Source organism: Enterobacter sp. PP-008-ECC_S150, assembly GCF_045257065.1.
Lineage (GTDB): Bacteria > Pseudomonadota > Gammaproteobacteria > Enterobacterales > Enterobacteriaceae > Enterobacter > Enterobacter chengduensis.
In genome coordinates this window covers 61307-74928 of sequence record NZ_JBJHHG010000005.1, presented here as the reverse complement: position 1 = coordinate 74928, position 13622 = coordinate 61307, and the positions used below count along the sequence as shown (strand labels likewise).

General features: G+C 56.1%; 13 protein-coding genes and 1 other RNA gene. 6 read left to right on the top strand and 8 right to left on the bottom strand.

What is annotated here, in order from left to right:
- Positions 1 to 109 precede the first annotated feature (109 nt).
- The 7 genes from kbaY to kbaZ all read right to left on the bottom strand — a co-directional run bounded on the left by kbaY (position 110) and on the right by kbaZ (position 6328).
- A complete protein-coding gene (gene kbaY / locus ACJBF3_RS07790) occupies positions 110 to 982 on the bottom strand; it encodes a tagatose-bisphosphate aldolase subunit KbaY (protein WP_045331033.1) in 873 nt (290 codons plus the stop codon).
- A 12-nt stretch (positions 983 to 994) separates the two neighbouring features.
- Positions 995 to 2143, bottom strand: coding sequence for an AgaS family sugar isomerase (locus ACJBF3_RS07785; RefSeq protein ID WP_045331035.1), 1149 nt, complete (start codon positions 2141 to 2143; stop codon positions 995 to 997).
- A gap of 276 nt (positions 2144 to 2419) precedes the next feature.
- Entirely contained in the window at positions 2420 to 2854 is a 435-nt protein-coding gene (gene agaF / locus ACJBF3_RS07780; RefSeq protein ID WP_045331036.1) for a PTS galactosamine/N-acetylgalactosamine transporter subunit IIA, read from the bottom strand.
- Between the two features lie 16 nt (positions 2855 to 2870).
- Positions 2871 to 3749: a PTS N-acetylgalactosamine transporter subunit IID gene (gene agaE, locus ACJBF3_RS07775; protein WP_045331038.1), complete on the bottom strand. Its 879-nt coding sequence runs from the start codon at positions 3747 to 3749 to the stop codon at positions 2871 to 2873.
- On the bottom strand, positions 3739 to 4518 hold the full coding sequence (agaW, locus tag ACJBF3_RS07770; protein ID WP_045331040.1) for a PTS N-acetylgalactosamine transporter subunit IIC: 780 nt from the start codon (positions 4516 to 4518) through the stop codon (positions 3739 to 3741). The genes agaE and agaW overlap by 11 nt, the downstream gene beginning before the upstream one ends.
- A 10-nt stretch (positions 4519 to 4528) precedes the next feature.
- Complete coding sequence (gene agaV, locus ACJBF3_RS07765) at positions 4529 to 5002, bottom strand: PTS N-acetylgalactosamine transporter subunit IIB (RefSeq protein ID WP_045331043.1); 474 nt, start codon at positions 5000 to 5002, stop codon at positions 4529 to 4531.
- Between the two features lie 18 nt (positions 5003 to 5020).
- A complete protein-coding gene (gene kbaZ / locus ACJBF3_RS07760) occupies positions 5021 to 6328 on the bottom strand; it encodes a tagatose-bisphosphate aldolase subunit KbaZ (protein WP_045331053.1) in 1308 nt (435 codons plus the stop codon).
- Between the two features lie 239 nt (positions 6329 to 6567).
- On the opposite strand from kbaZ, the gene ACJBF3_RS07755 reads away from it, so the two are divergent.
- Positions 6568 to 7371 (top strand): DeoR family transcriptional regulator, encoded by an 804-nt coding sequence (locus ACJBF3_RS07755; protein WP_045331046.1) that lies wholly within the window; start codon positions 6568 to 6570, stop codon positions 7369 to 7371.
- 47 nt (positions 7372 to 7418) lie between these two features.
- Here ACJBF3_RS07755 and garD read toward each other — a convergent pair whose 3' ends face one another.
- Positions 7419 to 8990, bottom strand: a complete 1572-nt coding sequence (gene garD / locus ACJBF3_RS07750; RefSeq protein ID WP_047716096.1) for a galactarate dehydratase — start codon at positions 8988 to 8990, stop codon at positions 7419 to 7421.
- A 356-nt stretch (positions 8991 to 9346) separates the two neighbouring features.
- On the opposite strand from garD, the gene garL reads away from it, so the two are divergent.
- The 5 genes from garL (at position 9347) to ACJBF3_RS07725 (ending at position 13560) form a co-directional block, all read left to right on the top strand.
- A complete protein-coding gene (garL, locus tag ACJBF3_RS07745) occupies positions 9347 to 10117 on the top strand; it encodes a 2-dehydro-3-deoxyglucarate aldolase (protein ID WP_045330897.1) in 771 nt (256 codons plus the stop codon).
- A gap of 20 nt (positions 10118 to 10137) precedes the next feature.
- Positions 10138 to 11028 (top strand): 2-hydroxy-3-oxopropionate reductase, encoded by an 891-nt coding sequence (gene garR / locus ACJBF3_RS07740; RefSeq protein WP_045330811.1) that lies wholly within the window; start codon positions 10138 to 10140, stop codon positions 11026 to 11028.
- Between the two features lie 59 nt (positions 11029 to 11087).
- An RNA gene (gene rnpB / locus ACJBF3_RS07735) (RNase P RNA component class A) lies at positions 11088 to 11464 on the top strand.
- Positions 11465 to 11753: 289 nt separating this feature from the next.
- Positions 11754 to 13148 (top strand): tyrosine-type recombinase/integrase, encoded by a 1395-nt coding sequence (locus ACJBF3_RS07730; RefSeq protein WP_318591473.1) that lies wholly within the window; start codon positions 11754 to 11756, stop codon positions 13146 to 13148.
- A 49-nt stretch (positions 13149 to 13197) separates the two neighbouring features.
- Entirely contained in the window at positions 13198 to 13560 is a 363-nt protein-coding gene (locus ACJBF3_RS07725) for a helix-turn-helix domain-containing protein (RefSeq protein WP_105611537.1), read from the top strand.
- Positions 13561 to 13622 lie beyond the last annotated feature (62 nt).

The following is a 13622-nucleotide window of genomic DNA, read 5'->3' as shown; positions in this document are numbered from 1 at the left end:
CCTCGGAATTTTTTATGGTAATGGAAGGCGCGGTCGTGAATCAGAACGCGCCTTCATATTTGCGAGGCTTATAGTTATTTTTTAGGTATTGATGTAATGCGCGATGGGGTCAGGCTTCGGCCGGAAGCAGGAGGCGGTTTGCGGAACCGCAAACGGCGATTTTGCTTCTGACCACCGATTTCATGGCGTCCATGCCAACCCGCATATAGAAGCGCGGATCGTTGCCCTGCGGATTTTCGGCAAACCAGGCTTTCACCGCGTCAGAGAAGGCGATTTTCAGCTCGGTTGCCACGTTGACTTTGCAAACGCCCAGCTCGATGGTGCGGCGCACATCCTCATCCGGCACGTCGCTTGCGCCGTGCAATACCAGCGGCACGGTGACCACTTCGCGGATGTCCGCCAGCCGCTGGAAGTCGATTTTTGGGCGTTTGGTATAAAGGCCGTGGGCGGTGCCGATGGCGACGGCGAGGCTGTCGACGCCGGTCAGTTCAACGAAGCGTTTCGCCTCCTGCGGATCGGTGAGGAACGCGCTTTCGGCGTCCACGCTCATGTCATCTTCCACGCCGCCCAGGCGGCCCAGCTCGGCCTCGACGCTGCAGTCGTGTAGGTGGCAGAAATCGACCACCGACTTTACCAGCTTCACGTTTTGCTCGAACGGATAGTGGCTGCCGTCGATCATCGCGCTGCGCACGCCCGCGTTGACCTTGCGGCGAATATCGTCCAGCGACTCGTGGTGATCGAGGTGCAGCGCTAGCGGCATGTCGTAAGTGTGGGAGTACGCGCTGCACAGAGCGAAGATCTCTTCCAGCGCAATATGCTTAAAGGTGCCCGGCGTGCCCGCCAGGATCACCGGCGATCGCATTTCGCTGCACGCTTCGAGGATCGCCTGGATCGTCTCCGCGTTGTGGATGTTAAACGCCGGAACGGCGTAGCCTTTTGCCTGTGCGTCCTGCAGAAGATATTTCGTCGAAATAATAGTCATGATCGGATCCTCCTAAGCCTGCCACGGATGAATAACAACGCCCTGCACCACGCGATTGACCGTCCCGCTGGCGGATGGCGTATCGGGCGTATTGCCTACGCTGAGCGACTGGGTAAGAGCAAAGACCTGGGCATAGATCAGGAAGCAGAACGCCTGTTCCATGTCGCTAAACGGGCGGGAAGGTGGCAGCAGGATGTGCGGACCCGCTTCAATGGCCGGATCGTTTTCAGCGGCGATGGCGACGACGCGCAGGGCCTGACGATCGCGGCGCAGTTCGGCCAGCAGATCCAGATCGTACCGGCGCGTATACGGATGGCTGGAGATAAACACCACCACCAGCGTTTCGTTATCCACCAGCGACTTCGGCCCATGACGGAAACCGGTGGGGGAATCGTAGAAGGCCGCCAGCTTGCCCGCCGTCAGCTCCAGCACCTTCAGCGCCGATTCGCGCGCCGCGCCCTGCAGGCCGCCGCTTCCCAGATACACGATCCGCTTCCACGGTTCGCTGCCAAAGACGCCGTGGCTGAAATCGCCGAGCGAGGTGAGGATCGCCTGACAGCGATCGGCCACGTCGCGGAAGGTTTGACTGTTGATCGTCTCCGGGGCGAATACGGCCAGACAGCTCGCCATCATGGTGGTGATACTGCTGGTCATTGCGAACCCGCGATCGTGCGTTTCGGCTGGCATCAGCAGGGCATAAGCGTTATCGCTGTCGACGGCGGTCTGGTACAGGCTTCCTGCCTCGTTGCAGGTGATCGACAGGTGGTAGCACTCCGGTACGAACTGGTTGGCCAGCTTAACGGCCGCGACGCTTTCCGGACTGTTGCCAGAACGGGCAAACGAAACCAGCAGGAGCGGATGTGCAGGGCTGAAGTAATCCATCGGGTTAGTGACCAGGTCAGTGGTCGGTACGGCGGAGATATTTTTCCCGGTGTGGCTCGCAAGCCATGGCGCAATGATATCGCCGATAAATGCGGACGTGCCCGCGCCGGTCATGACGATCCGCAGATCCGGCTTGCGCAGCAGCGGCGTCAGGAAGCTATCAATCGACGCGCGCAGGCTATCGATGTTGTTGAGCGAGCGGATCCAGCTGGCAGGCTGCTGGCGGATCTCTTCCTCGGTCCAGGTGCCGGTTGCGGCGGCGGTGGGTATTTGTGGCATAACTCAGTCCTTAGTCGCGTGAATTCCACATCAGACGCTGGCAAACGTGTCGCTATCTTTCGTTTCGTTTCACTTGTTCACATAAGCAGTGAAATAAAATCTATAGAAAAGAAATCGAAACTTCAATGAAAGAAAATAAATAAAACGAAAAGTGTGATCGTGAAAGGGAAGGGGAAATTTAAGGAAAGGAAAAGAAAGGCCTTACGATGTCACCCGATAAGGCCGAAAGAACATAAGAGGTAGGGCTTAAAAAGTCAGATTTCGAAAGTCAGGGGGTTATATCCCTTCCTCTGCCGGTGCTTCCTCGCGACAGCGCCCCAGCTCGTCTACGAGGCTCGTCAGGCCGCGATGGCCGCACGCCAGCGCCTGCAGGCGAAACGCCTCGCTGCTTAACCCGTCGCGCTCCAGCACCATCTCCAGCAGCAGCTGCAGGTTGGTGCCGGTAATGACTTCGCGCCCCGGTTTTTGCATCGCGATCGTTGACGCCACGCGAAACGGCGTGCCGCCGAGCAGATCGGTAAGAAACACAATATCGTGCTCTGCATCGAGTTCGTTTACCGCCTGCTCAAGCTGCGCGGTCAGCCGCGCGGTGGTGGACGTTTCCGGAAAATCGATGGCGATAAACTGCGGCTGTTCGCCCAGGATCTGCTTCATCGCCTGCTCAAGCCCGCTGGCAAAACCGCCGTGACCCGTCAAAATAATGCCTAACATCGCAACCTCTTTGCTTTTACAGGAAGTGACAAAATTTACCGATAACGCCCAGCAGCACGGTGATGCCAATCAGGCGCAGCGGGCTCCAGCCGCGGCGTACCAGCCAGAACATAATCAGGGTGTAGATCAGCGGCAGGAACGCGGGCATCAGCTTGTCGATCACGTCGGCCTGCAGTTTGACTACGGCATCGCCCGCCTTAATTTCGAGCGTGGTATTGAGGCGGACGTAGGTGGCCACCAGCGCGCCGATAACCGTCATTCCGACGATAGACGCCGCGTGGCCGACCTTTTTGGTGTTGGCTTTGATCAGCGGAATGGCCGCCACGCCCATCCGGTAAGCGTAGTGCGCCAGACCAAAACGCAGGCCGAGGTGCACCACGTTAAACAGCACGATAAAGACCACGGCACCAAGAATCGAACCCTGCAGCGCCAGGCTCGCGCCGATACCGCCGCAGATGGGCAGCAGCGTGAGCCAGAACATGGCATCGCCAATGCCGCCGAGCGGCGCGCCCACGGCAATTTTGGTGCTCTGGATGCTGTTTACATCCTGCTTGGAGCGCTCCATCGCCAGAATGATGCCGATAACAAAGGTCACCAGGAACGGATGGGTATTGAAGAAGCCCATATGTCCTTTCATGGCGCGCGCAAGGTCCCGCTTGTTGGTATGGATCTTTTTCAGCGCGGGCAGCAATCCGTAAAGCCAGCCGGAGGCCTGCATACGTTCGTAGTTAAACGAGGCCTGCAGCAGCATGGAGCGCCAGGCGACGCGGTTAATATCCTTTTTCGTCAGCTCGGCGCCGATGCTCTGGTCTTCGTAGACGTTTTCATTCACGCCGGTCAGCAGCGTCTCTTCGCGTTCAGACACGCCCGGCAGAGTGGTTTGGTTAGATGCCATCTTCGAATTCCTCTTTCTGGGCCGCGGGAGCCGTCGGTTCAGGTGATTTACGCATCAGGTCGATCAGCGCCATCGCCAGCGCGGCGGCCGCAATCGCCAGCACCGGAAGCTTGAGCCAGGCGGCGGCGACAAAACCGATAATGAAGTAAGGGATGTAGACGTTTTTCATCATGATCTTCAGCAGCACGGCGAAGCCGATGGCGGGCATGATGCCGCCCGCGACGCCGAGACCGTCAATCAACCGTGCCGGCAGAACATCAATGGCGGTTTTCGCATGTTCCGCGCCGAAGTAGATCGGCAGAAACGCGCACAGGAAATAGAAGATGCCGAGCGCCAGCAGCGCCAGATAGTTCACCCGTTCAATGCCGCGGGTATCGGCATTGGCCGCCATGCGATCGCAGCGCGACATCACGCCGGACATCACGGAGAAGAGGAACGTGATCCCCATCTGTACCGCGACCGCAAACGGCACGGCGACGCCAACGGCAACGTCCGGCTTCACCCCGGTGCTGATGGCAAATGCGGTCCCCACGATGGTGCCGATAATCACGTTCGGCGGCTGGGCACCGGCGAGCGGGGCCAGCCCCATCCAGACCAGCTCCAGCGTACCGCCGGTCAAAATGCCGGTGTGCAGGTCGCCCAGAATCAGGCCGACCAGCGGCCCGAGCACCACCGGGCGGTGCATGTGCGTTAACCCATTAAACATATCCAGACCGGCGATAAAGGCGAGTATGCCCAATCCCAGCGCCTGCAACAGGCTGATTTCCATAGTGAATCCCTCAGAGCAGTTTAAAGAGATCCAAAGCAGTTTCTGTTGGCACGCCCTGAACGAAGCATTCCACCCCGGCCGCTTTCAGGCCGTTGAAGGCGGCGATATCGTCCGCGTCGACAGAGACCGTTTTGGCAATTTGTTGTTTGCCACTGGCGTAGTGCATGTTTCCTACGTTGATACGGGTGATGGGCACGCCGCCCTCAACCAGCTTCAGAAAATCGGCCGGTGATTTGCAGACCAGCAGGATTTTCTGGCGGTCAGCGGCGCGGTGAATGTTGTCGATCGTTTTTTGCAGCGGCCAGAAGCGCACGGCGATCCCTTCCGCGAGCACCATCTCCATCAGGTTCTGTTGAACCGGATCCTCTGCAACCTCGTCATTGGCGACCAGCACCAGGTTTGCCCCTGCAAACCCCACCCACTGCACGCCGACCTGGCCGTGGATCAGGCGCTCATCAATGCGGCATAAGACAATGTTTGGCATAGCGCTTTCCTCTTTTTATTATGCGTTTTGCGTCGTTACGCCTTCGCAGGCGGCGTGGTACTGCTGGAGTATGTCCTGAATGTGGTCGATGATGAGTTCCCGCGGCGTGGACTTGAGAGCGCCCTCGCGAACTTTGCCGTACTGCAGCGGCAGGTACTGGCTGATCAGCGGCAGCGGGATCGGATCGTCTGCCAGGTTGCGCACCAGCCGTTCAAAGGCCTCGTCAATCTGGCCGTCCGGCCAGTAGTAGCGCACGCGGTCAGAGTAGCTGTAGCCGCGCGCCAGGCGACGCGCATTGCCGTCACCGTGGTAATGGCTTTGCCAGTATTCCGGGCGGTCGAGCATGACGTTTTCCAGCACGTGACGCAGGCCGGAGCTGGCTTTGGCGGGCAGCAGCTCCTCTTCGATGGCGGCCAGCGAGAACAGCGCTTCGCGCAGGGCGAAGGTGAGGGCCGGGCCAACCTTGAGGATCGCGAAGTGATCTTTCACCAGCTGGCGCAGGGCCTGCGGCGTCTGGTAGTCGGTGGAGTGTGCTTCAAACACCAGCGTGTCGTAGGCTTCCACCATCTTGCTAAGCGCGACGGCTTTCTGCGGCTGATAGTCGCAGACGTTCGCGTAGTCAAACTCCACGCCAGGCTGAACCACCAGGCCGATAATGCGCGGCCAGATGTCGCTTAGCCCTTCCTTTTCGAAGGCGTAACGATGCGCCTCAAGCGTGGCGCGGGCCGCATCTGGCGTGGTGACGGCAAGTTCGGTGAGCGTCTCGTGCGCGCCGCCGGGAACCGGCACTTCCGTACCGATAACGTAGACCAGATCGGATTCACCAAACTGCTCGCGGCAGGTCGCTTCTGCAATCTTTGCCAGGCGTGCGGCGCGTGCGGCGACGATCGCGTCGTTCAGGGGAACCGGGTCGCCCTCGCAGGACATGCTGCAGTCAAGGTGGATCTTTTTGAATCCGGCAGAAACATAGCTTTTGATCAGATCCTCGGCATTTGCCATGGCCTGTTCCGCGGGCAGGTTTTGCCAGCGGTTAGGGCCTAAATGATCGCCGCCGAGGATCAGCTGGGATGTCGGGAAACCGAGCGACTCGGCCAGCTGGCAGACAAACCCGTGAAAATCGGCGGGGGTCATGCCGGTGTAGCCGCCAAACTGATCCACCTGGTTGGAGGTGGCCTCGATCAACAGCGGGGACCGATGCGAATGCGCGTAACGAATTGCAGCTTCCAGTACCAGCGGATGCGCGGAGCAGACGGCGTAAATCCCGTTTAAATTCCCCCGCTTATGGTGTTCCACCATTTCTGTCAGATGTTTCACTTTCCTCTCCATTTCGGATGGTAATGATTTTTGTCTTTCGTTTTGTTTCATGTAATCCTGCATTATGGCGATATAAAAATAAAACGAAAGATAATGGATTTCCGATCTGTTTCACAAAAGAAACGTAATGAAAGGTTTCAGCGCGGTGCTGGCATGCGCAGGGTCGCTATGCAGGGCTTGCATTCCCATAAAGGAAAGGCCTTAATAGGTAAAACGAAATGAAACGAAAGAATATTAATTAAGGAACTCGCATGAGCAGCACCGATTCATCCGCGGAAAAGCGCATCACCGGCACCAGTGAAAGGCGAGAGCAGATCATTCAGCGGTTGCGGGCGCAGGGAAGCGTGCAGGTTAACGATCTGTCTCATCTGTACGGCGTATCGACGGTGACGATCCGCAACGACCTCGCCTTTCTTGAGAAGCAGGGTATTGCCGTTCGCGCTTACGGCGGCGCACTGATTTGCGAAGGCAACGTGTCGGGCGTCGAACCTTCCGTGGAAGACAAAAGCTCGCTGAATACCGCGGTGAAGCGCAGCATCGCGCAGGCCGCTGCCGCCCTGGTTAAACCCGGCCACCGCATTATTCTGGATTCCGGTACCACGACGTTTGAAATCGCCCGCATGCTGCGCCAGCACACGGACGTCATTGCGATGACCAACGGCATGAACGTGGCCAATGCGCTGCTGGAAGCGGAAGGGGTGGAGTTGCTGATGACCGGCGGACATTTACGCCGTCAGTCGCAATCTTTTTACGGTGACCAGGCCGAGCAGTCGCTACAGAATTACCATTTTGACCTGCTGTTCCTGGGCGTCGATGCCATCGATCTCGACCGCGGCGTGAGCACGCATAACGAAGACGAAGCCCGTCTGAACCGCAAGATGTGCGAGGTGGCGGATCGCATTATCGTGGTGACTGACTCCAGCAAGTTTAACCGCTCAAGCCTGCATAAAATCATTGATACGCAACGTATTGATATGATTATCGTTGATGAAGGTATTCCGGTTGAAAGCCTGGAAGGGCTGCGCAAGAGCGGAATTGAAGTGGTGCTGGTGTAAGTTTTTTTACCCTCTCCCCTATGAGGAGAGGGCAGGATGAGGGGAAATCACGTCACCGGCGCCGGGTTAAACACCGCCAGCTGGTTATGCAATCCCCACTGGTCGGAAAACGTTTTTTTACGCCCGCTCGCGACATCCAGAATGAAGTGGAACAGCTTCCAGCCCACGTCCTCAATGCTCTCTTCCCCGGTGGCGATGGTGCCCGCGTTGATGTCCATTAAGTCATACCAGCGGTTTGCCAGCTCGGTGCGGGTCGCCATTTTAATCACCGGCACCGCCATCAGGCCGTACGGCGTGCCGCGTCCGGTGGTAAAGACCTGCACCGTAATGCCGGAGGCCACCTGCTGCGTGCCGCATACAAAATCGCTGGCCGGCGTTGCTGCGTAGATCAGGCCGCGTTTCGTCGGGCGCTGGCCCGGAGAGAGCACTTCGGCAATGGCGCTCTGACCGGATTTGGCAATCGATCCGAGGGCTTTTTCCACCACGTTTGCCAGTCCGCCTTTTTTGTTCCCGGGGGAGGGGTTGGCGCTGCGGTCGGTTTTGCCCATATCGAGATAGTTATCGTACCAGGCCATCTCCTCAAGCAGGCGTTTGCCGACCTCTTCATTGACGGCGCGCGGCGTCAGCAGATGGATGGCGTCACGCACTTCGGTTACCTCGGAGAACATCACCGTGGCGCCGCAGCGCACAAGCAGATCGGACGCATAGCCCACCGCCGGGTTGGCCGTCACGCCGGAGAACGCATCGCTGCCGCCACACTGGGTGCCGACTACCAGCTCCGAGGCCGGGCACGCTTCACGCTGGCGGCGGTTAAGCTTGTCCAGATGACGCTCCGCCACCTGCAGGATGTCGTCGACCATTGAGCGGAAGCCCACGTGGCGTTCATCCTGCAGGCGCACGATGCTGGCCTCGTCAGCCGGGATGGCTTTGACATCTTCCGTGCCCTGCAGCAGACGCTCGGGCTGCAGTTTTTCACATCCCAGACCGATAACCATCACCTCGCCGCCAAAGTTTGGGTTCAGGGCGATATTGTGAATGGTCCGGATAGGCACCACGGCAGCGGGGGCATTAATCGCCACGCCGCAGCCGTAAAGGTGGTTCAGGCCAACCACGCCGTCGACGTTTGGGTATTTCGGCAGCAGATCGCGCTCGATGATTTTCACCACGTAATCCACGACGCCCGCCACGCAGTGCACGCTGGTGGTAATGCCGAGCAGGTTTTTGGTGCCGACGCTGCCGTCCGCGTTGCGGTAGCCTTCGAAGGTATAGCCTTCCAGCGGAGGAAGCGGTTCCGGCACGCGGGTCGCAAGCGGAAGCGTGTTCAGCGGCGGCGCTTCCGGCAGCGCAACCAGCGACTCCTCAACCCAACTGCCCTGCGGTATAGCGCGAACGGCATAGCCGATGACTTCACCGTAACGTACGATTTCGCCGTGAGCAGGGATATCCACCAGGGCGACTTTATGTCCCTGCGGAATATGCTCGATCAGTTCCAGCCCGTCCGGAAAGCGGGTACCCGCTTTTAAGCCATTGTCGTTGACAATAATCGCCACGTTATCGGTGTCGTGGACTTTTATATAAAACGCCGTCAACGGCGAGTGTCGAATTTTAATGTCGGCCATTGCTCACTATTCTCCAGCAAAGAGTCTGATAATCATTGCAGCCAATTTTCTTATGGCAGAAATAAAAACGCGGCTTTCAGAAATAAAGCATGTCAGGAGAATAGACGAGAAAATGCGATCGCGATCGCTGCCGAACCCGCGATGTCTGATTCTGTGCATCAGCGCCCAGTGGTTCGTGCATATGCTCAAAATCTTATAAAAATTCGCCGTAATGCTTGAGCATTAAAACAATGTGCCGCCGGGAAGTGCGCATTATACTGAATGACGAATTTATTACGCTGAAATTAAGTCAGAGAATAAAAAAGCGGGCAAATATAAATACCGAATACGGCTGCGGAATTAAAAAGGTAAACGCGATGAATAACGATATCTTCCCGAACAGGTTTAAGGCTGCCCTGGCGGCAAACCAGATCCAGATTGGCTGCTGGTCCGCGCTGGCAAACCCTATCAGCACCGAAGTGCTCGGCCTGGCCGGTTTCGACTGGCTGGTGCTGGACGGCGAACATGCGCCCAACGATATCACCACCTTTATTCCACAGCTCATGGCGCTAAAGGGCAGCCCCAGCGCCCCGGTTGTGCGCGTGCCGACTAACGAGCCGGTGATGATTAAGCGCCTGCTGGACATAGGTTTCTACAACTTTCTGATTCCGTTTGTGGAGACGGAAGAACAGGCGGCGCTGGCCGTGGCGTCAACGCGCTATCCGCCAGAAGGGATCCGCGGCGTCTCCGTTTCGCATCGCGCCAATATGTTTGGCACCGTGCCGGATTACTTTGCGCAGTCCAACCGCAACATCACCATTCTGGTGCAGATTGAGAGCCAGCAGGGCGTGGATAACGTCGATGCGATTGCCGCCACAAACGGCGTGGACGGCATCTTCGTCGGCCCGAGCGACCTGGCCGCGGCGTTAGGCCATCTGGGCAATGCTGGTCATCCCGAGGTGCAGCGCGCCATCCAGCACATCTTTGCCCGCGCTAAAGCACACGGCAAGCCGTGCGGCATTCTGGCACCGGTTGAGGCTGACGCCCGTCGCTATCTGGAGTGGGGAGCCACCTTTGTTGCCGTCGGCAGCGACCTCGGCGTTTTCCGCTCGGCCACGCAGAAATTAGCGGACGCTTTTAAAAAATAACCATCATTGAGGAAACAGTTATGACGCTGAAAGTGGGTTTTATTGGCCTGGGGATCATGGGTAAACCAATGAGTAAGAACCTCATCAAAGCGGGTTACTCTCTGGTGGTCTCCGATCACAATTCACATGCCGTGGCTGAGGTGATGGCCGCGGGCGCTGAAACTGCCACCACCGCGAAAGCCATTGCCGAGCAGTGCGACGTCATCATCACCATGCTGCCAAACTCACCGCAGGTAAAAGAGGTTGCGCTGGGAGAAAACGGCATTATCGACGGCGCGAAGCCGGGCCTGGTGCTGATTGATATGAGCTCTATTGCCCCGCTCGCAAGCCGTGAAATCAGCGAGGCGCTAAAAGCGAAGGGCGTCGATATGCTGGACGCGCCGGTCAGCGGCGGCGAGCCGAAAGCGATCGACGGCACGCTATCGGTGATGGTCGGCGGTGATAAAGCTATTTTCGATAAATACTATGACCTGATGAAAGCGATGGCAGGCTCCGTGGTGCACACGGGTGAAATTGGCGCGGGCAACGTGACCAAGCTGGCGAACCAGGTCATTGTGGCGCTGAACATTGCCGCCATGTCCGAAGCGCTGACCCTGGCAACCAAAGCGGGCGTCAACCCGGAGCTGGTCTATCAGGCCATTCGCGGCGGCCTGGCGGGCAGTACCGTGCTCGATGCCAAAGCGCCGATGGTGATGGATCGTAATTTCAAACCCGGTTTCCGCATCGACCTGCATATTAAAGATCTGGCGAACGCGCTGGATACCTCCCACGGCGTGGGCGCGCAACTGCCGCTGACCGCGGCGGTCATGGAGATGATGCAGGCGCTGCGTGCCGATGGCCTGGGCACGGCCGATCACAGCGCAATTGCCTGCTACTACGAAAAACTGGCGAAGGTGGAAGTGGCGCGTTAATCACGCCTTGCCTACACCTGAGGGTGACAGCGGCGCGCAAACCCTCTATACTGCGCGCCGAAGCTGACCAGACAGTCGCCGCTTCGTCGTCGTCCCCTTCGGGGGAGACGGGCGGAGGGGAGGAAAGTCCGGGCTCCATAGGGCAGGGTGCCAGGTAACGCCTGGGGGGGAAACCCACGACCAGTGCAACAGAGAGCAAACCGCCGATGGCCCGCGCAAGCGGGATCAGGTAAGGGTGAAAGGGTGCGGTAAGAGCGCACCGCGCGGCTGGTAACAGTCCGTGGCACGGTAAACTCCACCCGGAGCAAGGCCAAATAGGGGTTCACATGGTACGGCCCGTACTGAACCCGGGTAGGCTGCTTGAGCCAGTGAGCGATTGCTGGCCTAGATGAATGACTGTCCACGACAGAACCCGGCTTATCGGTCAGCTTCAACTTCTTCTAAAACAATACGTTGGTGTGTCTCAGGCTTTCTAAGGCAAAACTGTGACACAGACTGTGATACAAAAGAGACACACCAACGGCTGTTCCATCTCGAATGTCCTAAAGCGTGGCAACCGCTACAGCCTTCATTTCAGACTCCCGTCAGGCGACCTTTTTCGTGCCTCTCTGGGCTGCGATTCAGCCAGCAGAGCAAGGTTTATATCTTCCCGTCTCTCTATGTTCATTTCTCTTGTAAAATCGTCCAAGATGGAGCCAGCCCTACTATTGGATATCGTGCAGAAAATGAAGAAATTAGAACAAAAAGACATTGACGATTATTTACTCAGCATTCAGGTCGCCTTCTATACCGCAGCAAAAAAAATCCCCTTAAAAGCGCGTAGTATCTTGCGAAAGTCAGGTTCACTGGCTGATGAAAAACGTAATGTGTTTGAGTTCGGGCAACTGCTTGATTTTACCTTCAAACAGGACTCTGACCCGTTGTCGTCAGATTCGGTCATTAGGGATCTTAGTAGCCAGTTTGATCTTACAGGGATGGAGGATGAGATCGATTATGTCGCTTCAGAGTATGATCTCCTTTGGAGACATTACTGCGATGCACACACAGCCTTTATAGATCAGCGGCATTCTGATTACCGGCAGATTGTTAGCTCTATGCGGCCTGAAAGTGATTATGTACCCAGTCAACCTGGTAAGCCTGAAGAACCACAGACCCCTGCTTTGTCACTATCTGAGGCATGGAAAGGATTCGTAAAATTTAAGTCGGACTGGACCCCGAAAATCCGTCAGGAAAGTGAAAAGTATTACGAAGTCATAGAGGCTGTTCTGGGGGCTGATACTATCGTAAATACCATTACCCGTCGTGATATCAAAAATTTACTCGAGATGGCTGCGGGTCTTCCTCAACAGAACAAAAAACCGTACAACAGGATGACGACTCAGGAGTGTCTTGACGCGGATGATATCCCTGAAGGAGATCTAGTGTCTTCGAGAACAGTTAACGGCTATTTAAAGCTGTGTCAGGGATTGTTTGCCTATTTGGTCAAAGAAGAAGATGTTCTTGAATCATCGCCCACTAATAATGTCAAATTTGAGGCGAAAAGCCGCAGCTATGGTAACTATAGCCTTACTGAGATGCGAAAGCTGGTGGCCCATTTTACAACGCTTGAAGACTGGAAAAAATGGGTGTTTTTGTTGCTGGCATTTACTGGTGCTCGTCGTTCTGAAATCGCCGCTTTAAAGGTTTCAGATATCCGTCTGGATGACGATAGTCAGAGGCACTACATCATGATCCAAGACAGCAAGACTGATGCTGGAATACGACAGATTCCTCTTTCGCTTCGCTTGGTAGAAATGAACTTCTTAAGTTATCTAAAAGACAAGAATCCAGATGCAAGGCTTTTCCCGCAGGTCACTAATAAAACACAGCTGACACGCATTTTTCACGGTATACGTGAAACGCTGGATATTCATTACCTGGATGACTTTAAGCGTCGTCGTATCATCCACAGTTTGCGCCATACTTTCATCACTGAAGCGGCGAAAAAAAACAATCTACAACTTGTACAACGGACGGTCGGACACGAGCTATCTCGTATTGGTCAAACGCAAGTTTATATACATGAGTTTAACGTTTCAGCTTTACTTCCGGTCATAGATTGTATTGACTGGCTTAAATGATAATAATTCCTATTCACATAAATATATGATAAAATACTCTCTATGATGAATGACTTATAGAGAGGTCACTTTGTGCTTTGCCTTAACGCCACCAGCTTTTTACCCGCCTTCGACTGGCGAACGTAAAAAGCTGGTCAGTATCCTCAAGAGGTCCAGGTTGACCCTGACGACCTCCCGGATCAACCTTCTTCACCATCTGACGCAAAACCAGACCCCGCTTACGGCCTTAGACCTGTCACAGCAGGTTAATTTGCCCCTATCGACGACCCACAGAAACCTGTCCACTTTTGCCGATTTCGGACTGGTGGATTTCATTGTCGATCGCTCAAGTGTTTGCCGTTGGTTTTTGGTGATCAGTGGAAGTCCGAACTTCTGCCCGACCTGCAACCAGACATACAACGTCGCTTACTGACAGAGCACGACCTACAACAAAACTGCCGCAAAACGGTAACGACTGGCGCATACCAACCGCGC

Excerpts from the sequence above, each read along its gene's own strand:
- kbaY (WP_045331033.1), bottom strand. The coding sequence starts at position 982 with ATGACTATTATTTCGACGAAATATCTTCTGCAGGACGCACAGGCAAAA.
- ACJBF3_RS07785 (WP_045331035.1), bottom strand. The coding sequence starts at position 2,143 with ATGCCACAAATACCCACCGCCGCCGCAACCGGCACCTGGACCGAGGAA.
- agaF (WP_045331036.1), bottom strand. The coding sequence starts at position 2,854 with ATGTTAGGCATTATTTTGACGGGTCACGGCGGTTTTGCCAGCGGGCTT.
- agaE (WP_045331038.1), bottom strand. The coding sequence starts at position 3,749 with ATGGCATCTAACCAAACCACTCTGCCGGGCGTGTCTGAACGCGAAGAG.
- agaW (WP_045331040.1), bottom strand. The coding sequence starts at position 4,518 with ATGGAAATCAGCCTGTTGCAGGCGCTGGGATTGGGCATACTCGCCTTT.
- agaV (WP_045331043.1), bottom strand. The coding sequence starts at position 5,002 with ATGCCAAACATTGTCTTATGCCGCATTGATGAGCGCCTGATCCACGGC.
- kbaZ (WP_045331053.1), bottom strand. The coding sequence starts at position 6,328 with ATGGAGAGGAAAGTGAAACATCTGACAGAAATGGTGGAACACCATAAG.
- ACJBF3_RS07755 (WP_045331046.1), top strand. The coding sequence starts at position 6,568 with ATGAGCAGCACCGATTCATCCGCGGAAAAGCGCATCACCGGCACCAGT.
- garD (WP_047716096.1), bottom strand. The coding sequence starts at position 8,990 with ATGGCCGACATTAAAATTCGACACTCGCCGTTGACGGCGTTTTATATA.
- garL (WP_045330897.1), top strand. The coding sequence starts at position 9,347 with ATGAATAACGATATCTTCCCGAACAGGTTTAAGGCTGCCCTGGCGGCA.
- garR (WP_045330811.1), top strand. The coding sequence starts at position 10,138 with ATGACGCTGAAAGTGGGTTTTATTGGCCTGGGGATCATGGGTAAACCA.
- ACJBF3_RS07730 (WP_318591473.1), top strand. The coding sequence starts at position 11,754 with ATGAAGAAATTAGAACAAAAAGACATTGACGATTATTTACTCAGCATT.
- ACJBF3_RS07725 (WP_105611537.1), top strand. The coding sequence starts at position 13,198 with ATGACTTATAGAGAGGTCACTTTGTGCTTTGCCTTAACGCCACCAGCT.